The 20,386-nt window shown below is 60.7% G+C and carries 22 protein-coding genes; 15 read left to right on the top strand and 7 right to left on the bottom strand.

From position 1 onward, the window contains the following. Positions 1–18 precede the first annotated feature (18 nt). The 3 genes from AC07S6_RS12140 to AC07S6_RS12130 form a co-directional block, all read right to left on the bottom strand. Positions 19–765, bottom strand: coding sequence for a GntR family transcriptional regulator (locus AC07S6_RS12140; RefSeq protein WP_032895423.1), 747 nt, complete (start codon positions 763–765; stop codon positions 19–21). 262 nt (positions 766–1,027) lie between these two features. Further along, on the bottom strand, positions 1,028–1,531 hold the full coding sequence (locus tag AC07S6_RS12135) for a L,D-transpeptidase family protein (RefSeq protein WP_014719790.1): 504 nt from the start codon (positions 1,529–1,531) through the stop codon (positions 1,028–1,030). A 36-nt stretch (positions 1,532–1,567) separates the two neighbouring features. Beyond that, entirely contained in the window at positions 1,568–2,116 is a 549-nt protein-coding gene (locus AC07S6_RS12130; protein WP_003193976.1) for an NUDIX hydrolase, read from the bottom strand. Positions 2,117–2,263: 147 nt separating this feature from the next. Here AC07S6_RS12130 and AC07S6_RS12125 point away from each other — a divergent pair, with 147 nt between their 5' ends. The 5 genes from AC07S6_RS12125 (at position 2,264) to purT (ending at position 5,503) form a co-directional block, all read left to right on the top strand. Then, the gene (locus AC07S6_RS12125; RefSeq protein ID WP_032895425.1) at positions 2,264–2,866 is read left to right on the top strand and encodes a CoA pyrophosphatase; all 603 of its coding nucleotides are present in this window, start codon (positions 2,264–2,266) and stop codon (positions 2,864–2,866) included. A gap of 35 nt (positions 2,867–2,901) precedes the next feature. Continuing rightward, entirely contained in the window at positions 2,902–3,423 is a 522-nt protein-coding gene (locus tag AC07S6_RS12120; RefSeq protein ID WP_127880999.1) for a gamma carbonic anhydrase family protein, read from the top strand. Beyond that, positions 3,420–3,635: a DUF1289 domain-containing protein gene (locus AC07S6_RS12115; protein WP_014719787.1), complete on the top strand. Its 216-nt coding sequence runs from the start codon at positions 3,420–3,422 to the stop codon at positions 3,633–3,635. Before AC07S6_RS12120 ends, AC07S6_RS12115 begins: the two co-directional genes overlap by 4 nt. Before the next feature lie 148 nt (positions 3,636–3,783). Next, positions 3,784–4,251: a preQ0 transporter gene (locus AC07S6_RS12110; protein WP_014719786.1), complete on the top strand. Its 468-nt coding sequence runs from the start codon at positions 3,784–3,786 to the stop codon at positions 4,249–4,251. 70 nt (positions 4,252–4,321) lie between these two features. Next, on the top strand, positions 4,322–5,503 hold the full coding sequence (purT, locus tag AC07S6_RS12105) for a formate-dependent phosphoribosylglycinamide formyltransferase (protein WP_495112373.1): 1,182 nt from the start codon (positions 4,322–4,324) through the stop codon (positions 5,501–5,503). Between the two features lie 121 nt (positions 5,504–5,624). On the opposite strand, the gene AC07S6_RS12100 is transcribed toward purT, so the two are convergent. The 3 genes from AC07S6_RS12100 to AC07S6_RS12090 form a co-directional block, all read right to left on the bottom strand. Next, positions 5,625–6,935, bottom strand: coding sequence for an MFS transporter (locus AC07S6_RS12100; protein WP_003193968.1), 1,311 nt, complete (start codon positions 6,933–6,935; stop codon positions 5,625–5,627). A 365-nt stretch (positions 6,936–7,300) separates the two neighbouring features. Then, complete coding sequence (locus AC07S6_RS12095; RefSeq protein WP_054898904.1) at positions 7,301–8,539, bottom strand: transporter associated domain-containing protein; 1,239 nt, start codon at positions 8,537–8,539, stop codon at positions 7,301–7,303. A gap of 12 nt (positions 8,540–8,551) precedes the next feature. Next, on the bottom strand, positions 8,552–9,364 hold the full coding sequence (locus AC07S6_RS12090; protein WP_034115853.1) for a cytochrome C assembly family protein: 813 nt from the start codon (positions 9,362–9,364) through the stop codon (positions 8,552–8,554). A 232-nt stretch (positions 9,365–9,596) separates the two neighbouring features. On the opposite strand from AC07S6_RS12090, the gene ffh reads away from it, so the two are divergent. The 6 genes from ffh to AC07S6_RS12060 all read left to right on the top strand — a co-directional run bounded on the left by ffh (position 9,597) and on the right by AC07S6_RS12060 (position 13,664). Beyond that, entirely contained in the window at positions 9,597–10,973 is a 1,377-nt protein-coding gene (gene ffh, locus AC07S6_RS12085; RefSeq protein ID WP_003193965.1) for a signal recognition particle protein, read from the top strand. Positions 10,974–11,224: 251 nt separating this feature from the next. Beyond that, positions 11,225–11,476, top strand: coding sequence for a 30S ribosomal protein S16 (gene rpsP / locus AC07S6_RS12080; RefSeq protein WP_003175899.1), 252 nt, complete (start codon positions 11,225–11,227; stop codon positions 11,474–11,476). A 5-nt stretch (positions 11,477–11,481) separates the two neighbouring features. Next, positions 11,482–12,018 (top strand): ribosome maturation factor RimM, encoded by a 537-nt coding sequence (rimM, locus tag AC07S6_RS12075; protein ID WP_003175898.1) that lies wholly within the window; start codon positions 11,482–11,484, stop codon positions 12,016–12,018. After that, entirely contained in the window at positions 12,000–12,773 is a 774-nt protein-coding gene (trmD, locus tag AC07S6_RS12070) for a tRNA (guanosine(37)-N1)-methyltransferase TrmD (protein WP_153475158.1), read from the top strand. Before rimM ends, trmD begins: the two co-directional genes overlap by 19 nt. Positions 12,774–12,818: 45 nt before the next feature. Further along, positions 12,819–13,169 carry a 50S ribosomal protein L19 gene (gene rplS, locus AC07S6_RS12065; protein WP_003175895.1) on the top strand — a complete coding sequence of 117 codons (351 nt, stop codon included), beginning with the start codon at positions 12,819–12,821 and terminating at the stop codon, positions 13,167–13,169. 81 nt (positions 13,170–13,250) lie between these two features. Further along, the gene (locus AC07S6_RS12060; protein ID WP_003193963.1) at positions 13,251–13,664 is read left to right on the top strand and encodes an acyl-CoA thioesterase; all 414 of its coding nucleotides are present in this window, start codon (positions 13,251–13,253) and stop codon (positions 13,662–13,664) included. Here AC07S6_RS12060 and AC07S6_RS12055 read toward each other — a convergent pair whose 3' ends face one another. Then, positions 13,665–15,473 carry a cation:proton antiporter gene (locus AC07S6_RS12055; protein WP_054918316.1) on the bottom strand — a complete coding sequence of 603 codons (1,809 nt, stop codon included), beginning with the start codon at positions 15,471–15,473 and terminating at the stop codon, positions 13,665–13,667. It abuts the gene before it with no gap. Positions 15,474–15,580: 107 nt separating this feature from the next. Between AC07S6_RS12055 and xerD the strand changes: the two genes are divergently transcribed. The 4 genes from xerD (at position 15,581) to thrC (ending at position 20,270) form a co-directional block, all read left to right on the top strand. Next, the gene (gene xerD / locus AC07S6_RS12050; protein ID WP_495112372.1) at positions 15,581–16,480 is read left to right on the top strand and encodes a site-specific tyrosine recombinase XerD; all 900 of its coding nucleotides are present in this window, start codon (positions 15,581–15,583) and stop codon (positions 16,478–16,480) included. Positions 16,481–16,628: 148 nt separating this feature from the next. After that, positions 16,629–17,360 (top strand): thioredoxin fold domain-containing protein, encoded by a 732-nt coding sequence (locus AC07S6_RS12045; protein ID WP_005791088.1) that lies wholly within the window; start codon positions 16,629–16,631, stop codon positions 17,358–17,360. 128 nt (positions 17,361–17,488) lie between these two features. After that, entirely contained in the window at positions 17,489–18,793 is a 1,305-nt protein-coding gene (locus AC07S6_RS12040; protein WP_003193959.1) for a homoserine dehydrogenase, read from the top strand. A 67-nt stretch (positions 18,794–18,860) separates the two neighbouring features. Then, positions 18,861–20,270: a threonine synthase gene (thrC, locus tag AC07S6_RS12035; RefSeq protein WP_060763576.1), complete on the top strand. Its 1,410-nt coding sequence runs from the start codon at positions 18,861–18,863 to the stop codon at positions 20,268–20,270. Positions 20,271–20,386: the final 116 nt, after the last annotated feature.

Here is a 20,386-nt window from a genome sequence, read left to right as displayed (position 1 = left end):
AGTTCTCTAAGTTCGCATTCAGGCGGAGTAGTCATGGCGGCGCAGCTCTGCGACAAAGTCGTAGTAGTCGTTGCGGCAGTAGGTGTCGGTGATCTCAATCGGCGTGTTGTCGGCGGTGTAGCCCACGCGGGTCATCAGCAGCATGGCGGTGCCGGGGGCGATGCCGACCAGCGCGGCGAACTCATCCGAGGCATTGATCGCCTGGATATGCTGCAAGGCGCGCACGATGGGCTTGCCGATGCTTTCCAGGTATTCGTACAACGAATTGCCGATGGCCTGGGGATGGGGCAACACCGAGGCCGGCATGGCGGTCATTTCAATCGCCATCACCGTGTCATCGGCTTTGCGCAGTCGCTTGAGGCGCGCCACTTTGTCGGTGGGCGACAGGCCCAGGCGGATCAGTTCTTCATGGGTCGGCGGGGTGATGTCGCGCTCCAGCCACTGAGACGTGGGCACAAACCCCTTGAGCCGCAGCATTTCGCTGAACCCCGACAGGCGTGACAAGGGTTGTTCCAGGCGCGGCGTGATGAAGGTACCGGAGCCTTGGCTGCGACGGATCAGCCCTTGAGCCAGCAACACTTCCAGCGCTTTACGGGCGGTGACCCGCGAGATGCTCAGTTGCTCGCTGAGGGCGCGTTCCGAAGGCAGGGCCTGTTCGGATTTCCACTGGCCGGCATGGATCGCTGCTTCAAGGCTGCGGGCCAGTTGCAGGTACAGCGGCGTGGATTGCTTATCGTCGGGGCGCAGGGCCAGGATGGGGTTCATCTGTCAGGTTTCCGATGCGTTATTGGAGTGTTGTCGCCCGGTAATGGCCGAAAACTAATACCACTTAAATACCATGTCAATGCTACCAAAACGGTGCGAATCCCGGTTTCAGGGCGCTTTAATGGGGCTTGGTATCAAGTGGTATTAGAGAGGTCTTTGTGGCGCGCACAAGTGCAGGGTCCCGCGCGGTGAACTGGTATTCACCGGCAGGCGCTGCCTGGGGCAGGAATTATTTTCGAATTATTTTACGAACGGCACGCGATTACGGCCGAATCTCGATGAGGGTGCCGTCTTTGACCAGGTTCCATACTTCGCGCATATCCACATTGCGCATGCCGATGCAGCCGTCGGTCCAGTCCAGGGTGTGGAACCACTGTTCCGGGTAGTCTTCGGTGTCGGGGGTGCCGTGGATCATGATCATGCTGCCCGGCTTTACGCCTTCGCGGCGGGCGCGGGCGGCGTCGCTGATGTTCGGGTAGGAAATGTGCATGGCCAGGTTGAAGCGGTCGCTGGTCTTGCGCCAGTCGATCCAGTAGAGGCCTTCGGGTGTGCGGCGGTCGCCTTCGATCAGCTTGTGGCCCTTGGGGTTCTTTCCCAGGGAGATGCGATAGGTCTTGAACGGCTTGCCGTCGTTGATCAGCTGCAGTTGGTGGGCGGACTTGAGCACCAGGACTTTCTCGACCGTTTTACCGCCAAGGGTTTGCACCGTGGAGGCCGGGGACAGCGTGGCGAACGACAGGCAGATCAGAGCAAGCAACCAACGCATTGAAACGGTATCCCTTTGGCGACATTGGCCGGCTTGTTATTGGGCGGGCTTGGACAGCGGTGGCACAGATTCGCTACGTACCGGGTATGCCTGCTGGCGACGGTCAGCGAAGAAGCATTCTAAGGTACGCCCGACCGTGCGGAAAGCCAGCTCGGACCAAGGGATGTCGGCTTCGTCGAACAGCCTCACTTCCAGGCTCTCCTGGCCAGCGGCGAAGTCCAGGTCGATCAGTTCGGCGCGGTAGAAGATATGCACCTGGCTGATGTGCGGCACGTTGATCAGGGTATAGATGCTCAGGTTGCGCACCCGGGCGCAGGCTTCTTCCAGGGTTTCACGCATGGCGGCCTGTTCGACGGTCTCGCCATTTTCCATAAAGCCTGCGGGCAGGGTCCAGTAACCCAGGCGTGGCTCGATGGCGCGGCGGCACAACAGCACTTGGTCGCCCCACACCGGCACGGTACCGGCGACGATATTGGGGTTCTGGTAATGAATGGTCGAGCAGTGGTCGCATACATAGCGCAGGCGTGCGTCGCCTTCGGGAATGCGTTGGGTTACCGGTTTGCCGCACTGGCTGCAGAAATTCATGCTGGGGTTCCTGGACAATGGGCACATCTTGGCTCGGTGCCGGGCGTTCCTGCAAGTTGTCGTTTCGCGACAGCGCTGCGGTTTTGGGGTTGGGCGCTCGCACGCTTTGGTGCATGATGCAAGGTAGCCAACAGACCGAGATGACTCATGCTGGACGAGCTACTTCGCCGGGTAAGCAATCACACCCCCCACACTCTGGAAACCGACGGGCGTTTCCCCGAGGCTGCGGTGCTGGTGCCGATTACCCGCAGTGACGAACCCGAGCTGATCCTGACCCTGCGCGCCAGCGGCCTGTCGACCCACGGTGGCGAAGTGGCCTTTCCCGGCGGGCGCCGCGACCCCGAAGACCCGGACCTGATCTTTACCGCCTTGCGCGAAGCCGAAGAAGAAATCGGCCTGCCGCCGGGGCTGGTTGAAGTCATCGGCCCGTTGAGCCCGCTGATTTCCCTGCACGGCATTCGCGTAACGCCGTATGTGGGCGTGATCCCCGATTACGTCGAATACCTGGCCAACGACGCCGAGATTGCCGCCGTTTTCAGCGTGCCTTTGGACTTTTTCCGACAGGACCCGCGCGAACATACTCACCGCATTGATTACCAGGGCCGTAGTTGGTACGTGCCAAGCTACAGGTTCGGCGAATACAAAATCTGGGGGCTGACAGCGATCATGATCGTCGAGCTGATCAACCTGCTGTATGACGATGCCAAAATCAGCCTGCACCAGCCGCCCAAGAGCTTCATCAATCTATAAGCCATCGTTCAAATGGCATGCCGTGAGGAAAAACCATGAAATACCGCCTGGGCGACGCCCGCGTCGAGACCCATCCCGACAGTTGGGTTGCACCGAATGCCACGCTGGTGGGCAAGGTCAAGCTGGAGGAGGGCGCCAACGTCTGGTTCAACGCGGTGTTGCGTGGCGATAACGAGCTGATCCTGATCGGCAAGAACAGCAACGTGCAGGACGGCAGCGTGATGCACACCGACATGGGCTACCCGCTGACCCTTGGCACCGGCGTGACCATTGGCCATAACGCCATGCTGCACGGCTGCACCGTCGACGACTACAGCCTGATCGGTATCAACGCAGTGATCCTCAACGGCGCCAAGATCGGCAAGCACTGCATCATCGGCGCCAACTCGCTGATCGGTGAAGGCAAGGAAATCCCCGACGGCTCGCTGGTCATGGGCTCGCCGGGCAAAGTGGTGCGTGAGCTGACCGAGGCGCAAAAGCGCATGCTTGAAGCCAGCGCTGCGCACTATGTGCATAACTCGCAGCGTTATGCCCGTGACCTGGTCGAGCAGGAATGAGCACGATTGAACGACCGGTCGCCTCGCCCTGCGTCAGCATTTGCGCGCTGAATGATGACGATATCTGCACCGGCTGCCAGCGCAATGTGGATGAAATCACACGCTGGAGCCGCATGGACAACGCCGAGCGCCGAGTGGTGCTGGGGTTGTGCCATGAGCGGGCGGTGGCGAGTGGGATGGTGTGGATGACCCCTGGGAAATCTGGCGCCTGACAGGCCGCCATCGCAGGCAAGCCAGCTCCCACCCTTGATGTGTGAATTCCTTCAAATGTGGCAGATGGCTTGCCTGCGATGAGGCCCTGCCAGACGACATCCTTGTAATTGTGTACCCTGTGCGGCATTGCCCACAGGTCCATCCTCTATGTTTTTCCTGATCGCCTATATCAGCAGCGTCGTGCTGATCAACTTCGCCTTCTCCACCGCCCCACACCTGGACATCATCTGGTCCGCCTGGGGCGGCCTGGTATTTATCCTGCGCGACATGGTGCAAACCCGCTTCGGCCATGGCGCAATCATCGCCATGCTGGCGGCACTGGTGCTGTCCTATATCACCTCCGACCCCTCCATCGCCCTGGCCAGTGCCACGGCGTTTGCGGTGTCCGAATGCATCGACTGGCTGGTGTTCAGCATCACCAAGCGCCCGCTGCATGACCGCCTGTGGATAAGTTCGGCGCTGAGCATTCCCCTCGATACCTTTATCTTTTTCGGCCTGATCGGCGCACTGACGCCGGCGGTGGCGGGCACGGCGTTGGTGTCCAAGTTCGCCGGTGTCACCGTGGTCTGGCTGATCATGGCCTGGCGCATCCGCCGGCGGGCTGTCGCCAACTGAGGCCAATTTTTACAGTTCATGTAAAATGCCGGCCTTTCTCCCCCATGATCCGCTCCCCTGAGGACCTGAGATGACCCGAATCGGAACTCCATTGTCGCCAACCGCGACCCGCGTTTTGCTGTGTGGCTGCGGTGAGCTGGGCAAGGAAGTGGTAATCGAACTGCAACGCCTGGGCGTTGAAGTGATTGCCGTGGATCGCTACGCCAACGCGCCGGCCATGCAGGTGGCGCACCGTAGCCATGTGATCAACATGCTTGACGGGGCCGCATTGCGTGCGGTGATCGAGGCGGAGAAACCGCACTTTATCGTGCCGGAAATCGAAGCCATCGCCACCGCGACCCTGGTGGAACTGGAGGCCGAAGGCTTTACCGTCATTCCGACCGCCCGCGCCACGTCGTTGACCATGAACCGTGAAGGCATCCGTCGCCTGGCCGCCGAAGAACTGGACCTGCCGACCTCGCCGTACCACTTCGCCGACACCTTCGAAGCCTACAGCAAGGCCGTCCAGGACCTGGGCTTCCCGTGCGTGGTCAAGCCGGTGATGAGTTCGTCGGGCAAGGGCCAGAGCCTGTTGCGCAGCGCCGACGACGTGCAGAAAGCCTGGGACTACGCCCAAGAAGGCGGGCGGGCCGGCAAGGGCCGGGTGATCATCGAAGGCTTTATCGACTTCGACTACGAAATCACCCTGCTGACCGTGCGCCACATCGGTGGCACCACGTTCTGCGCGCCGGTGGGCCATCGCCAGGAGAAGGGCGACTACCAAGAGTCCTGGCAGCCGCAGGCCATGAGCCCCATTGCCTTGGCAGAGTCTGAGCGCGTTGCCAAAGCCGTGACCGAAGCCTTGGGTGGCCGTGGCTTGTTTGGCGTGGAATTGTTCATCAAGGGCGATCAAGTGTGGTTCAGCGAAGTGTCGCCGCGCCCCCATGACACTGGTTTGGTGACCCTGATTTCCCAGGACCTGTCGCAGTTTGCCTTGCACGCGCGCGCCATCCTCGGCCTGCCGATCCCGTTGATCCGTCAGTTCGGGCCTTCGGCGTCGGCGGTGATCCTGGTGGAAGGGCAGTCGACCCAGACGGCGTTTGCCAACCTCGGCGCTGCGTTGAGCGAGCCGGATACGGCGTTGCGTCTGTTTGGCAAACCTGAAGTGAATGGCCAGCGCCGCATGGGCGTGGCACTGGCGCGGGATGAGTCGATTGAAGCAGCTCGGGCCAAGGCGACCCGTGCTTCCCAAGCAGTTGTTGTAGAGCTCTAGGCCGCCACGCTCGTTCCCACGCTTTGCGTGGGAATGCCTCTTGTGACGCGCTGCGTCGCGCTTGGGGACGCAGAGCGTCCCTAACTGCATTCCCACGCAGAGCGTGGGAACGAGCATGGGGTCAGGCGACCTTGTTCAAGTCGTTATCCCGCGTCTCTTTCAGGCACAGCACCGCAATCAAACTCAGCAACGCTGCTGCCGATACATATCCCCCGACATAACTCAAACCACCCATCGCCACCAGCTTGGTCGCGAAGAACGGCGCCGCCGAGGCCCCCACGATCCCACCCAGGTTATACGCTGCCGATGCACCGGTATAACGCACGCGGGTCGGGAACAATTCCGGCAGCAGGGCGCCCATCGGTGCGAAGGTCACGCCCATCAAAAACAGCTCCAACGCCAGAAACAGCGCCACGGCCCAGGTCGAGCCATGGGTCAGCAGCGGCTCCATGGTAAAACCCGACAGAATCGCCAGGACCGCGCCGACAATCAGCACCGGCTTGCGCCCGTAGCGATCACTGGCCAGGGCGGCCAGCGGTGTCGCCAGCCCCATGAACAGCACTGCGAAACACAGCAGGCCGAGGAAAGTTTCACGGCTGTAGCCCAAGGTGGAAACGCCATAGCTCAACGAAAACGCCGTGGTGATATAGAACAGCGCATAGCACACCACCATCGACGCGGCGCCCAGCAGTACCGGCAGCCAATGCTGGCTGAACAGTTCCACCAGCGGCACTTTCACTGGTTTTTCCTTGGCCACGGCATTGGCGAACACCGGCGTCTCATGCAGTTTCAGGCGCGCATACAGGCCCACCATCACCAGCGCAGCGCTGAGGATGAACGGAATGCGCCAGCCCCAGCTGCGAAATTGCTCGTCATTCAGGCTCATGGCCAAAATCAGGAACAAACCGTTGGCCGCCAGGAAGCCTATCGACGGGCCCAGTTGCGGGAACATGCCGAACCAGGCGCGCTTGCCCTTGGGAGCGTTCTCGGTCGCCAGCAAGGCCGCGCCGCCCCATTCTCCGCCAAGGCCCAGGCCCTGGCCGAAGCGCAATACGCACAAGAGGATCGGTGCCCAGGCACCGATGCTGTCGTAGCCCGGCAGCAAGCCGATCAAGGTAGTACATACACCCATCAGTAGCAGTGAAGCCACCAGGGTTGATTTACGGCCGATACGGTCACCGAAGTGACCGAACAACGCCGACCCCAGAGGGCGGGCGATAAAAGCGATACCGAAGGTCAGGAACGATGCCAGCATCTGCGCGGTGCCGGAGGTCTGTGGGAAGAACACCGGGCCGATCACCAGGGCGGCAGCCGTGGCGTAGATGTAGAAATCGTAGAACTCAATGGCGGTGCCGACGATGCTCGCGGTGGCGACGCGGGCGGTCGAGTTGGCAGGTGCGGCGCTCGCAGCCTCTTGGTAGGTGGTGCTCATGACGTTATCCCTGACGGTTATTGCGCGTTTTGACGCGGATTATTATTGGTCGAACACCCATGGATCAGGGCTGTGCGCGGGGCGGCTCGGGATGGGAGCAAACACCGGTCGGACATGGTAAGGCGGTGCCAGGACACGCTGGGTGCGGGTAGCACGCGGTCGGGCGGGGCTTGGGTAAGCCGCTGGGATTATAGGAAGGGGGCTAAGGATCCAACAAGGGGCTGGTGAGGATCTATGGCCTGGAACTGGATCAATGTGGGAGCTGGCTTGCCTGCGATAGCATCACCTCGGTTCAACTGAAGGACCGAGTCGCCTGCATCGCAGGCAAGCCAGCTCCCACATTGACCGGGTTGAGCCTGCTGAGGTCAGGCAGCGACTGGCACGTGGCTGGTATGCCAGATCAATACTTTGCTCACCCGGTTGTCTTCGGTCTCGAGGATTTCCAGGCGATAGCGGCCGACTTTCAGGCAGACCGCGCAATCGGGGATGGTTTCCAGCGCTTCGGTCACCAGGCCGTTGAGGGTTTTGGGGCCGTCGCTGGGCAGGTGCCAGCCCAGGCTTTTGTTCAGTTCGCGGATCGAAGCGGCGCCATCGATGATGTAGCGGCCATCGGGCTGGGCTTCGATGTGCGGATTATCCACAGCCTGATCGCTTTCGAATTCGCCGACGATTTCTTCCAGGATATCTTCCAGGGTGACGATGCCCAGCACTTCACCGTACTCGTCCACGACCATGCCCAGGCGCCGCTGCTGTTTGTGGAAATTCAGCAGTTGCAGCTGCAACGGCGTGCTTTCCGGCACGAAGTAAGGCTCGTGGCAGGCGGCGAGCAGGGCCTCTTTGGTCAGGCTGGCGTCGGGCAGCAGGTGTTGGACCTGCCGGGTATTGAGCACGGCCTGCACCTGGTTGATGTCGCTGTGGAACACGGGCAGGCGGGTGCGCGGTGAGGTGCGCAACTGTTCGATGATGTCTTCTATCGACTCATCAAGGTTGATGCCGTCCACTTCGCTGCGCGGCACCAGGATGTCGTTGACCGTGATGTTGTCCAGGGCATGGATACCTGGCAGGCCGGGAGTGCGGTCGGCGTCGGTGTCGGGCTCTGGGTCGTCATCATGGTCGGGCAGGGGCTCGTCGCTGTTTTTCACCACGCCGGATTTGCGTGCAAACGGGCGCAATAACAGCTGGCTGATGCCATTGAGCAGCCAGGCCAGCGGGTAAAGGATTTTCAGCGGCACGCCCAGCAATGTATTGCCAAAACCCAGCACTGCTTGGGGGTGACGGGTAGCCAGGGTGCGGGGCAGGTAGTCGGCCAGTACCAGCAGCCCTGCGCAGGAAATCAGCCAGCCTAGCCAGGGCCCGTTCTCTGCCCAGGCATAGATCGCCAGCAGGGTGCAGAGAATCACCACGGCGGCGCGACACAGGCTGTTGCACAGGATCAGGCTATGGCGCGGGAAGCTCAGGCGGGCGGCCGCCTTGTCGCCCTGGCGGGTGCCAGGGCGCAGGGCCAGCAGGTGTTGTTGCGCAGCTTCTATGGCAGTAAACAGCGCCGCCCACAAAATCAGCAGGGCAATTACGGCGAGCATCGGCCCTAAGGGCAAGTTGTCCATGATCACTGCCCGTCAGATATGCAGGATGTATTCGCGAACCAGCTTGCTGCCGAAATAGGCCAGCATCAACAGGCAGAAACCGGCCAGGGTCCAGCGGATGGCCTTGTGCCCCCGCCAGCCGAGGCGGTTGCGCCCCCACAGCAGCACGCTGAACACGACCCAGGCCAGGCACGCCAGCAAGGTTTTATGGACCAGGTGCTGGGCAAACAGGTTTTCGACGAACAGCCAGCCGGAGATCAGCGACAGTGACAGCAGGGTCCAGCCGGCCCACAGGAACCCGAACAGCAGGCTTTCCATGGTTTGCAGCGGCGGGAAGTTCTTGATCAGCCCGGACGGGTGCTTGTGCTTGAGCTGGTGATCCTGCAGCAGCAGGAGCAGGGCCTGGAACACCGCGATGGTGAACATGCCGTAGGCGAGGATCGACAGCAGGATGTGGGCGAGGATGCCCGGCTCCTCGTCGATCACCTGTACGGTGCCGGTGGGGGTGAACTGCGCCAGCAGCACCGTGAGCATTCCCAGGGGGAATAGCAGCACCAGCAGGTTCTCCACCGGAATCCGGTAGCAGGCCAGCAGCGTCAGCGCGATGACGGCCGCGGCGATCAGGCTGGCGGCGCTGAAAAAGTCCAGGCCCAGGCCGACCGGGGTCATCAGGTGGGTGAACAGGCTGGCGGCATGGGCTAGCAGGGCAAGCACGCCAAGGCCGACGAGCAGACGTTTGTCCGCTTTGGTGCCTTGGGCCAGACGAGTGCCCTGATAGAGAGTCGCAGCGGCATACAAAATGGCGGCGGCGAGGCTGGGTAGCAAACTGGGTGACAAGGGGAGCATAAATCCTGGTAGGCAAGCCCGAAAGGCGTTGAGTTTGGCACACACCTGCGTTGCACGAAAGACTCCCGGGCCAGACAGCGGGTGTGCATGGGCGCAGTCTTCGCTATAATCCGCGACCTGCCCACGCCGCAGGCTCGGCGAACGCTGTTTTTAATAGCGATTTCCCCCAGCCTGGGCCGCCATTACCTCGGTCTACCTGCATTTCGATGAATAGGGCCTGAAAGGATCGCGCATGTTTGAAAACTTGACTGACCGTCTCTCGCAGACGCTGCGCCACGTTACCGGCAAGGCCAAGCTGACCGAGGACAATATTAAAGACACCCTGCGTGAAGTGCGCATGGCGTTGCTGGAAGCCGACGTGGCTTTGCCGGTGGTGAAGGACTTCGTCAACTCGGTCAAGGAGCGTGCGGTCGGCACCGAAGTGTCCCGCAGCCTGACCCCGGGCCAGGCCTTTGTGAAGATCGTCCAGGCCGAACTCGAAAGCCTGATGGGCGCGGCCAACGAAGACCTGAACCTCAGTGCCGTGCCGCCAGCCGTCGTGCTGATGGCGGGCCTGCAAGGTGCGGGTAAAACCACCACCGCCGGCAAACTGGCGCGCTTCCTCAAAGAGCGCAAGAAGAAATCCGTGATGGTGGTATCGGCCGACGTGTACCGTCCGGCGGCCATCAAGCAGTTGGAAATGCTCGCGGGCGAAGTGGGCGTGACCTTCTTCCCGTCCGACCTGAGCCAGAAGCCGGTCGACATCGCCAACGCCGCTATTAAAGAAGCCAAGCTCAAGTTCATCGACGTGGTCATCGTCGATACCGCCGGTCGCCTGCACATCGACGAAGAGATGATGGGCGAGATCAAGGCGCTGCATGCCGCGATCAACCCGGTCGAGACCCTGTTCGTGGTCGACGCCATGACTGGCCAGGATGCGGCCAACACCGCCAAGGCTTTTGGTGACGCACTGCCGCTGACCGGCGTGATCCTCACCAAGGTCGACGGCGACGCCCGTGGCGGTGCCGCGCTGTCGGTACGTGCCATTACTGGCAAGCCGATCAAGTTCATCGGTATGGGCGAGAAGAGCGAAGCGCTCGAGCCGTTCCACCCTGAGCGTATCGCCTCGCGCATCCTCGGCATGGGTGATGTGCTCAGCCTGATCGAGCAGGCCGAAGCCACGCTCGACAAGGACAAGGCCGACAAACTGGCCAAGAAGCTGAAGAAGGGCAAGGGCTTCGATCTCGAAGACTTCCGCGACCAGCTGCAACAGATGAAGAACATGGGTGGCCTCGGCGGCCTGATGGACAAGCTGCCCAACATCGGCGGTGTGAACCTGGCGCAAATGGGCAACGCCCAGGGCGCGGCAGAGAAGCAGTTCAAGCAAATGGAAGCCATCATCAATTCCATGACCCCGGCCGAGCGCCGTGACCCTGAGCTGATCAGCGGTTCGCGCAAACGCCGGATCGCCATGGGTTCCGGCACCCAGGTGCAGGACATCGGTCGCTTGATCAAGCAGCACAAGCAGATGCAGAAGATGATGAAGAAATTCTCCGCCAAGGGCGGTATGGCCAAGATGATGCGCGGCATGGGCGGTATGTTGCCCGGCGGCGGCATGCCTAAAATGTAAAGTATTCGAGCGCAAGCCTTGCTTGCGCTCCGCCCCACAAGGATGTGGGATCTCCAGCAAACCCGCCGTTGGCGGGCGCTGACTCGCCGTTTTAACCGACGGCTCTATAGCAGATCTGAATGGCACGCTGATAGGCGCCAGAAAAAGACATTTGCAAAAGTCCGGATATTCCTTAGAATATGCGGCCTTTCGGGCACCTATGCCCGCTGTGCATTTAGATTTGCAGCACCGACTACAGGAACGATGTTCACATGCTAACAATCCGTCTTGCCCTTGGCGGCTCCAAAAAGCGCCCGTTTTACCACTTGACCGTAACCGACAGCCGCAACCCGCGTGACGGTTCGCACAAGGAACAGGTTGGTTTCTTCAACCCTGTTGCTCGTGGTCAAGAAGTTCGTCTGTCCGTGAACCAAGAGCGCGTAGCCTACTGGCTGAGCGTTGGCGCACAGCCATCCGAGCGCGTTGCAAAACTGTTGAAGGACTCGGCTAAGGCCGCAGCCTGAGCAATATGAACGCGACGCCAGCTGTTGCTGATGATTTGATCGTTATCGGCAAGATTTACTCTGTTCATGGCGTTCGCGGCGAAGTGAAGGTGTATTCCTTTACTGATCCGACTGAAAACCTGTTGCAGTACAAAACCTGGACGCTCAAGCGCGAAGGGAGTGTGAAACAGGTCGAGCTGGTCAGTGGACGCGGGAGCGACAAGTTCCTGGTCGCAAAGCTCAAGGGTCTTGATGACCGTGAAGAAGCTCGTCTTCTGGCCGGTTATGAGATCTGCGTGCCGCGCAATCTGTTCCCTGAATTGACCGACGGCGAGTACTATTGGTACCAGCTGGAAGGTCTGAAGGTTATTGATCAACTCGGGCAATTGCTGGGGAAAATCGATCATCTTCTGGAAACCGGCGCCAATGATGTAATGGTGGTCAAGCCTTGCGCTGGCAGCCTGGATGACCGTGAGCGCCTGTTGCCCTATACCGAGCAATGCGTGTTGGCCGTCGACCTGGCAGCGGGCGAGATGAAGGTGGAATGGGACGCGGACTTCTAAGCGTGGCTAATTTGCGCATTGAAGTGATCAGTTTGTTTCCCGAGATGTTTTCCGCCATCAGCGAGTACGGCATCACCAGTCGGGCGGTGAAACAGGGGCTGTTGCAGCTCACCTGTTGGAACCCGCGAGACTACACGACGGATCGACATCACACTGTGGACGATCGCCCATTTGGCGGTGGCCCGGGCATGGTGATGAAGATCAAGCCCCTGGAAGATGCGTTGGTTCAGGCCAAGGCAGCCGCCGGGGAGAAGGCGAAGGTAATTTACCTGTCCCCTCAAGGCCGTCAGCTGAAACAGGCGGCGGTACGCGAACTGGCGAATGAGGAAAGTTTGATCCTGATTGCCGGTCGCTATGAAGGCATTGACGAGCGTTTTATTGAAGCTCATGTCGATGAAGAGTGGTCGATTGGGGACTATGTCCTGTCTGGCGGCGAGCTGCCGGCGATGGTCCTGATAGATGCGGTTACACGACTGCTGCCCGGAGCTTTAGGGCATGCGGACTCCGCGGAGGAAGATTCCTTCACGGATGGTTTGCTGGATTGCCCGCACTACACCCGTCCGGAGGTGTATGTGGATCAGCGTGTTCCCGACGTATTGCTAAGTGGCAATCACGCACACATCCGGCGTTGGCGTTTACAGCAGTCCCTTGGTCGGACCTATGAACGACGCGCCGATCTTCTGGAAAGCCGCTCGCTTTCTGGAGAAGAGAAGAAGCTGCTCGAGGAATACATCCTCGCGCGGGACGATAGTTAACAACGTATCGATGGTAGGTCCATTGACTTACCTTAGGAGCACAGCATGACTAACAAAATCATCCTTGCACTCGAAGCAGAGCAGATGACCAAAGAGATCCCTACCTTTGCCCCGGGCGACACCATTGTCGTTCAGGTGAAAGTGAAGGAAGGCGACCGTTCGCGTCTGCAAGCGTTCGAAGGCGTGGTAATCGCCAAGCGTAACCGTGGTGTGAACAGTGCTTTCACTGTTCGTAAAATCTCCAACGGTGTTGGCGTAGAGCGTACTTTCCAGACCTACAGCCCGCAAATCGACAGCATGGCCGTCAAGCGTCGCGGTGACGTACGTAAAGCCAAGCTGTACTACCTGCGTGACCTGTCCGGTAAAGCAGCTCGCATCAAGGAAAAACTGGCTTAAGTCCAGCTTCCCGATGCAGAAAAAAGCAGCCTACGGGCTGCTTTTTTGTGCCTGAAATTTGCCTATATGCCGGTATTGACCATGACCACCCGTCTCGAAGAAATCCAGCGCCGCACCGACCTGTCCGTCACCCACGTGACCAAGGCCGTGTTCCCGCCCACCACCAACCATCACAACACCCTGTTCGGCGGCACTGCCCTGGCATGGATGGACGAAGTGTCGTTCATCACCGCCACGCGTTTCTGTCGCTTACCTTTGGTGACAGTCTCCACCGACCGTATCGACTTCAACCACGCGATCCCGGCCGGCTCTATCGTTGAGCTGATCGGTCGGGTGATCAAGGTCGGCAACACCAGCCTCAAGGTCGAGGTTGAAGTGTTCGTCGAGAGCATGAGCGCTGATGGCCGTGAAAAGGCGATCCAGGGCGTGTTCAGCTTCGTCGCGATTGACGCAGATAAACGCCCTGTCCCGGTACTGCCTGGCTTTGTTGACTGATTACTCGGTGGTGCTGGCCTGCGGTTGAATGACCGCCAGCAAGGTCCAGCCCGCTACAGGCTTCAAATTGCTCTCGGGCGAGACCACATGCACCCAGCCGCTGGTGTCCCGGGCAAACAGCAAGGTAGCCCGCTCGCCGTGCAACGCCTGGTACTGCTCCCAGCCAAAGCCGTCGGTGAGGTTGGTGCTATACAGTTCGGCGCCCTGGCCCAACAGGCTGGCCAGTTTGGTGTAGCTCAAAGGTTGGCTGCCCAGCAAATGGCCACGGTGTTCATGGCTGGCCTTGTGCTTGTCGGTGCGACGGTTTTCCTGGCTGCTGGCCAGGGCGAACAGGCGATGGCCGAAGTCATGGCGAAAACGCATGGTGGCCAAGGCATTCAGTTCGCCAGAAGGCGAGAGGGCGAGCAGATGCCCCAGGCCGACCAGGTCCAGATGGGATTCGGCATGCTGGGAGGCCGGGTTGCCGAAGTACGTAGGCAAGCCTTCCATACGACTGGCGCGGATGTTTTCCCAGCTGGAATCCGTCAGTAACACGCGGCTGCCCAATTGCTGCAACGCCTTGCCGAGTGCTCGCGCCGGGCTGTTCGCACCCACGATCAGGAAGCCGCTAGGCGCCGGCTCAGCGACTTTGAGCAGGCGGGCCAAGGGGCGTGCCGTGGCGCTTTGCAGCACCACGGTGCCGATGATCACCGCGAAGGTCAGCGGCACCAGCAACAACGCGCCTTCGTGGCCAGCCTCATCCAGGCGGATCGCAAAGATCGCTGACACCGCCGCCGCCACAATGCCCCGTGGGGCGATCCAGGCCAGCAGCGCGCGCTCGCGCCAGTTCAACCCCGAGCCAAAGGTCGAAAGCGCCACGTTCAACGGGCGTGCAATGAATTGGATGATCAACAGCAGGATCAACACGAACGGGCCCAGGGCGATCATGGCGTTCAGGTCCAGGCGTGCCGCCAGCAGGATAAACAGCCCGGAAATCAGTAACACACTGAGGTTTTCCTTGAAGTGCAGGATGTGTCGTACATCCACGCCTTTCATGTTCGCCATCCACATGCCCATCAGCGTGACCGCCAGCAGGCCGGACTCATGCATCACCTGGTTGGAGGCAATGAAGATGCCCAGCACGCCTGCCAGTGTCGCCAGGTTATGCAGGTATTCCGGCAACCACTGGCGGCGCATGATCTGCCCCAGTACCCAGCCACCGGCGATGCCGAACAGGCTGCCGCAAAGGATAACGCCGCCGAAGGTCAGCAGGCTGTGGCTCAAACCGTCGCCCGATGCACTGGCGATGATGAAGCTATACACCACTACCGCCAGCAGTGCGCCAATCGGGTCGATGACGATGCCTTCCCAGCGCAGGATGTTGGCGATGGAGGCTTTGGGGCGCACCACACGCAACATGGGCACGATCACCGTCGGGCCGGTGACCAATGTCAGGGTGCCGAACAGCAGCGCCAGCATCCAGTCAAAACCCAGCAGCCAGTGGGTGGCCAGGGTGATCACCGCCCAGGTCGAGAGGGCGCCGACGGTGACCAGCCGGTGGACGACGCTGCCGATTTCCTTCCATTCCGACAGGTGCAGGGTCAGGCTGCCCTCAAACAGGATTAGCGCCACTGCCAACGACACCAACGGCATCAACAGAGGGCCGAACATTTCTTGCGGGTCGAGCCATCCGAGTATCGGCCCTGCCAGAATCCCGCTCAGCAGAAGAAACAGAATCGCCGGCAGTTTCAGGCGCCAGGCCAGCCACTGGCAGCCGAGTGCGGCCACGCCAATGCCGCCAAAAGCCAACAAAATCTGTTGTTCGTTCATTAAAGCTTCCTGTTCCTTGAAATAGCGGGCTATGAAAGACTAATGGCTCTTGTCACAGTTCCTTAAATAATACGCGTATTGCCTTGTGCTAAGTCGCTTGAGTGCCCATGCCTGCCATTGACCATCCCCTGATCGACCGCTTCCTCGACGCCCTCTGGTTGGAAAAAGGCCTGTCGGACAACACACGCCAGGCGTACCGCAGCGACCTGGCGCTGTTCAACGGCTGGCTGCTGCAGGAGAAAAACCTCGAACTGATCAATGCCGGGCGCGAGTTGATCCTCGATCACCTGGCCTGGCGCCTGGAGCAGAACTACAAACCGCGCTCCACTGCGCGATTCCTCTCCGGCGTGCGTGGCTTCTATCGCTACCTGCTGCGGGAAAAACTCATTGCCGTCGACCCGACCCTGCAAATCGACATGCCGCAACTCGGCAGGCCGTTGCCCAAATCCCTGTCGGAAGCCGACGTCGATGCCTTGCTCGCGGCCCCGGACCTGAGCGAAGCCATCGGCCAGCGCGACCGTGCCATGCTGGAGGTGCTGTATGCCTGCGGCCTGCGCGTCACCGAACTGATCAGCCTGACCCTGGAGCAGGTCAACCTGCGCCAGGGCGTGTTGCGCGTGATGGGCAAGGGCAGCAAGGAGCGGCTGGTGCCGATGGGCGAGGAGGCGATTGTGTGGGTCGAGCGCTACATGCGCGATGCGCGCCACGAACTGCTGGGTGGGCGCCCCAGCGACGTGCTGTTTCCCAGCCAGCGCGGCGAGCAGATGACCCGCCAGACCTTCTGGCACCGCATCAAGCACCAGGCCAAAGTGGCCGGGATCGGCAAGGCGCTGTCGCCCCACACCTTGCGCCATGCGTTCGCCACCCACTTGCTCAACCACGGTGCGGATTTGCGCGTAGTGCAAATGCTGCTTGGGCACAGCGACTTATCCACAACCCAGATCTACACCCATGTGGCACGCGCACGTTTGCAGGACATGCACGCCAAGCACCACCCGCGCGGATAAAACCGTCAGAAATGGCCCATTTTAGCTGTCGCGGTCTGCCCTCCCACCCAACTGTGGTAGGCTTTGCCGGTTCGCAAAGGGGACGGCACCCGTTGTGTTCCAGATCAGTATTCTGCTCCCGTCCCTGCCTCTGCCTTCAGGAGTTCCCATGCGCTTGACCCAGATTATTGCCGCCGCAGCCATTGCGTTGGTTTCCACCTTTGCGGTCGCCGATGATGCGGCCGAGCAAACCATTCGCAAGAGCCTGGCCAACCTGGCGCTCGACACGCCTATCGAAAGCATCAGCGCCAGCCCCATGGCCGGCCTGTATGAAGTCAAGCTCAAGGGCAGCCGTGTGCTGTACGCCAGCGCCGATGGCCAGTACATCGTCCAGGGCTACCTGTTCCAGCTCAAGGATGGCAAGCCGGTCAACCTGACCGAGAAGGCCGAGCGCCTGGGCGTGTCGAAGCTGATCAACGGCATCCCGGTGGCTGAAACCGTGGTTTACCCCGCCATTGGCGAAACCAAGACCCATATCACCGTGTTCACCGACACCACCTGCCCGTACTGCCACAAGCTGCACGCTGAAATCCCGGCACTGAACAAGCTGGGCGTGGAAGTGCGCTACGTCGCCTTCCCGCGCCAGGGCCTGGGTTCGCCGGGTGACGAGCAGTTGCAGGCGGTGTGGTGCTCGGCCGACAAGAAAGCGGCCATGGACAAGATGGTCGACGGCAAGGAAATCAAATCGGCCAAATGCGCCAACCCGGTTTCCAAGCAGTTCGCCCTGGGCCAGTCCATTGGTGTGAACGGTACACCGGCCATCGTTTTGGCCGACGGCCAGGTGATTCCGGGCTACCAGCCGGCGCCGCAAGTTGCCAAACTGGCACTGGGTGCCAAGTAAGCATTTATCGTTGAGCCTTTGACGATCATGGCCCGCCGAACCGTCGGCGAGTCATTAATTGAGAGCCGCAGTTGTGCGGCTGTTTTCACGGCCGACCTAGCGTCGGCCGTTTCATGGGGAGTTCTTCAGTGAAACCGGTCAAAGTAGGCATCTGTGGGTTAGGGACCGTCGGTGGCGGTACCTTCAACGTACTTCAGCGTAACGCTGAAGAAATTTCCCGCCGCGCAGGTCGCGGGATTGAAGTGGCGCAGATTGCCACGCGTTCGCCAAAGCCTCAGTTCGAAACGACCGGTATTGCGATTACCAACGATGTGTTCGCCGTGGCCACCAACCCTGAGATCGATATCGTTATCGAGCTGGTAGGCGGCTACACCGTGGCCCGCGAGCTGGTGCTCAAGGCCATCGAGAACGGCAAGCACGTGGTCACCGCCAACAAGGCGCTGATCGCCGTGCACGGCAACGAGATCTTCGCCAAGGCTCGCGAGAAGGGCGTGATCGTGGCGTTTGAAGCCGCGGTGGCCGGTGGTATCCCGGTGATCAAGGCGATCCGTGAAGGCCTGTCCGCCAACCGCATCAACTGGGTGGCCGGCATCATCAACGGCACCGGTAACTTCATCCTCACCGAAATGCGCGAGAAGGGCCGTACCTTCGAAGACGTGCTGGCCGAAGCCCAGGCCCTGGGTTACGCCGAAGCCGACCCGACGTTCGACGTGGAAGGTATCGACGCCGCCCACAAGCTGACCATCCTGGCCTCCATCGCCTTTGGTATCCCGCTGCAGTTCGACAAGGCCTACACCGAAGGCATCACCAAGCTGACCACCGCCGACGTCAACTACGCCGAAGCCCTGGGCTACCGTATCAAGCACCTGGGCGTGGCGCGCAGCACCCCGGCGGGCATCGAGTTGCGGGTTCACCCGACGCTGATCCCGGCCGACCGCCTGATCGCCAACGTCAATGGTGTGATGAACGCGGTGATGGTCAACGGCGACGCCGCCGGTTCCACCCTGTTCTACGGCGCCGGTGCCGGCATGGAGCCGACCGCATCGTCGGTGATCGCCGACCTGGTGGACGTGGTTCGCGCCATGACCAGCGACCCGGAAAACCGCGTGCCGCACCTGGCCTTCCAGCCGGACTCGCTGTCGGCCCACCCGATCCTGCCGATCGAAGCCTGCGAAAGTGCCTACTACCTGCGCATCCAGGCCCAGGACCATCCAGGCGTGTTGGCCCAGGTAGCCAGCATCCTGTCGGAGCGCGGTATCAACATCGAGTCGATCATGCAGAAGGAAGTCGAGGAGCAAAACGGCCAGGTGCCGATGATCCTGCTGACCCACCGCGTGCTCGAACAGCACATCAACGATGCCATCCATGCCCTCGAAGCCCTGCAAGGCGTGGTCGGCCCGGTGGTGCGGATTCGCGTCGAGCACTTGAACTAACCGATTTGTTCCAGGGGCCCCGTCCATTCGGCGGCCCCTGTTCGAGAATGTTTTAGAGGAGCCAGTCATGCGTTACATCAGCACCCGCGGCCAGGCACCGGCCCTGAATTTCGAAGACGTTCTGCTGGCAGGCCTTGCCACCGACGGCGGCCTGTATGTGCCGGAAAACCTGCCACGCTTCACCCAGGAAGAAATCGCCTCCTGGGCCGGCCTGCCGTATCACGAGCTGGCTTTCCGAGTGATGCGCCCGTTCGTGACCGGCAGCATTCCGGATGCGGATTTCAAGAAGATTCTGGAAGAAACCTATGGCGTGTTTTCCCACAACGCCATCGCGCCCCTGCGCCAACTGAACGGCAATGAGTGGGTACTGGAGCTGTTCCACGGCCCGACCCTGGCGTTCAAGGACTTCGCCCTGCAACTGCTCGGTCGCCTGCTCGACTACGTGCTGGAAAAACGCGGCGAGCGCGTGGTGATCATCGGCGCCACCTCCGGTGATACCGGCTCGGCGGCCATCGAAGGGTGCAAGCACTGCGAAAACGTCGACATCTTCATCCTGCACCCGCACAAGCGCGTGTCGGAGGTGCAACGTCGCCAGATGACCACCATCTTCGGTGAGAACATCCACAACATCGCCATCGAAGGCAACTTCGATGACTGCCAGGAAATGGTCAAGAACAGCTTCGCTGACCAGAGCTTCCTCAAGGGCACACGCCTGGTGGCGGTGAACTCGATCAACTGGGCGCGGATCATGGCCCAGATCGTCTACTACTTCCACGCTTCGCTGCAGTTGGGCGGCCCGGCGCGTTCGGTGTCGTTCTCGGTGCCTACCGGCAACTTCGGCGACATTTTTGCCGGTTACCTGGCGCGCAACATGGGCCTGCCGATCAACCAGTTGATCGTCGCCACCAACCGCAACGACATCCTGCATCGCTTCATGAGCGGCAACCAGTATGTGAAGGAAACCCTGCACGCCACGCTGTCGCCGTCCATGGACATCATGGTGTCGTCGAACTTCGAACGCTTGCTGTTCGACATGCACGGTCGCAACGGCGCAGCCCTGGCCGAGTTGATGAACAGCTTCAAGCAAGGTGGCGGTTTCAGCGTCGAGCAAGAGCGCTGGACCGAAACCCGCAAGCTGTTCGATTCCCTGGCCGTGGACGATGCGCAGACCTGCGAAACCATCGCGCAGGTCTATGCCGAAACCGGCGAAGTGCTCGACCCGCACACGGCTATCGGCGTGAAAGCCGCCCGCGAATGCCGCCGCAGCCTGGATATTCCAATGGTGATCCTCGGTACCGCGCACCCGGTCAAGTTCCCGGAAGCGGTGGAGAAGGCCGGCATTGGCAAGGCGCTGGAGTTGCCAGAGCATTTGACCGACCTGTTCGAGCGCGAAGAGCGCTGCACCGTATTGGCCAATGACCTGAAGACAGTGCAGGCGTTTGTCAGCCAGCATGGCAATCGGGGCAAACCGCTCTAATCAAGAATGGGGTAGCGGGTTTGTGTGGGAGCTGGCTTGCCTGCGATGCAGGCGCCTCGGTACGACTGAATACCGAAGCGTCTGCATCGCGGGTAAGCCCGGCTCCCACATTCAGC

Source organism: Pseudomonas sp. GW821-FHT07B01, assembly GCF_059419065.1.
Note: the sequence above shows the minus strand (reverse complement) of the source record. Positions and strands in the feature narration are given on the sequence as shown.

Coding starts and splice junctions, on each gene's coding strand:
- AC07S6_RS12140 (WP_032895423.1), bottom strand. CDS start 765: ATGAACCCCATCCTGGCCCTGCGCCCCGACGATAAGCAATCCACGCCG.
- AC07S6_RS12135 (WP_014719790.1), bottom strand. CDS start 1,531: ATGCGTTGGTTGCTTGCTCTGATCTGCCTGTCGTTCGCCACGCTGTCC.
- AC07S6_RS12130 (WP_003193976.1), bottom strand. CDS start 2,116: ATGAATTTCTGCAGCCAGTGCGGCAAACCGGTAACCCAACGCATTCCC.
- AC07S6_RS12125 (WP_032895425.1), top strand. CDS start 2,264: ATGCTGGACGAGCTACTTCGCCGGGTAAGCAATCACACCCCCCACACT.
- AC07S6_RS12120 (WP_127880999.1), top strand. CDS start 2,902: ATGAAATACCGCCTGGGCGACGCCCGCGTCGAGACCCATCCCGACAGT.
- AC07S6_RS12115 (WP_014719787.1), top strand. CDS start 3,420: ATGAGCACGATTGAACGACCGGTCGCCTCGCCCTGCGTCAGCATTTGC.
- AC07S6_RS12110 (WP_014719786.1), top strand. CDS start 3,784: ATGTTTTTCCTGATCGCCTATATCAGCAGCGTCGTGCTGATCAACTTC.
- purT (WP_495112373.1), top strand. CDS start 4,322: ATGACCCGAATCGGAACTCCATTGTCGCCAACCGCGACCCGCGTTTTG.
- AC07S6_RS12100 (WP_003193968.1), bottom strand. CDS start 6,935: ATGAGCACCACCTACCAAGAGGCTGCGAGCGCCGCACCTGCCAACTCG.
- AC07S6_RS12095 (WP_054898904.1), bottom strand. CDS start 8,539: ATGGACAACTTGCCCTTAGGGCCGATGCTCGCCGTAATTGCCCTGCTG.
- AC07S6_RS12090 (WP_034115853.1), bottom strand. CDS start 9,364: ATGCTCCCCTTGTCACCCAGTTTGCTACCCAGCCTCGCCGCCGCCATT.
- ffh (WP_003193965.1), top strand. CDS start 9,597: ATGTTTGAAAACTTGACTGACCGTCTCTCGCAGACGCTGCGCCACGTT.
- rpsP (WP_003175899.1), top strand. CDS start 11,225: ATGCTAACAATCCGTCTTGCCCTTGGCGGCTCCAAAAAGCGCCCGTTT.
- rimM (WP_003175898.1), top strand. CDS start 11,482: ATGAACGCGACGCCAGCTGTTGCTGATGATTTGATCGTTATCGGCAAG.
- trmD (WP_153475158.1), top strand. CDS start 12,000: ATGGGACGCGGACTTCTAAGCGTGGCTAATTTGCGCATTGAAGTGATC.
- rplS (WP_003175895.1), top strand. CDS start 12,819: ATGACTAACAAAATCATCCTTGCACTCGAAGCAGAGCAGATGACCAAA.
- AC07S6_RS12060 (WP_003193963.1), top strand. CDS start 13,251: ATGACCACCCGTCTCGAAGAAATCCAGCGCCGCACCGACCTGTCCGTC.
- AC07S6_RS12055 (WP_054918316.1), bottom strand. CDS start 15,473: ATGAACGAACAACAGATTTTGTTGGCTTTTGGCGGCATTGGCGTGGCC.
- xerD (WP_495112372.1), top strand. CDS start 15,581: ATGCCTGCCATTGACCATCCCCTGATCGACCGCTTCCTCGACGCCCTC.
- AC07S6_RS12045 (WP_005791088.1), top strand. CDS start 16,629: ATGCGCTTGACCCAGATTATTGCCGCCGCAGCCATTGCGTTGGTTTCC.
- thrC (WP_060763576.1), top strand. CDS start 18,861: ATGCGTTACATCAGCACCCGCGGCCAGGCACCGGCCCTGAATTTCGAA.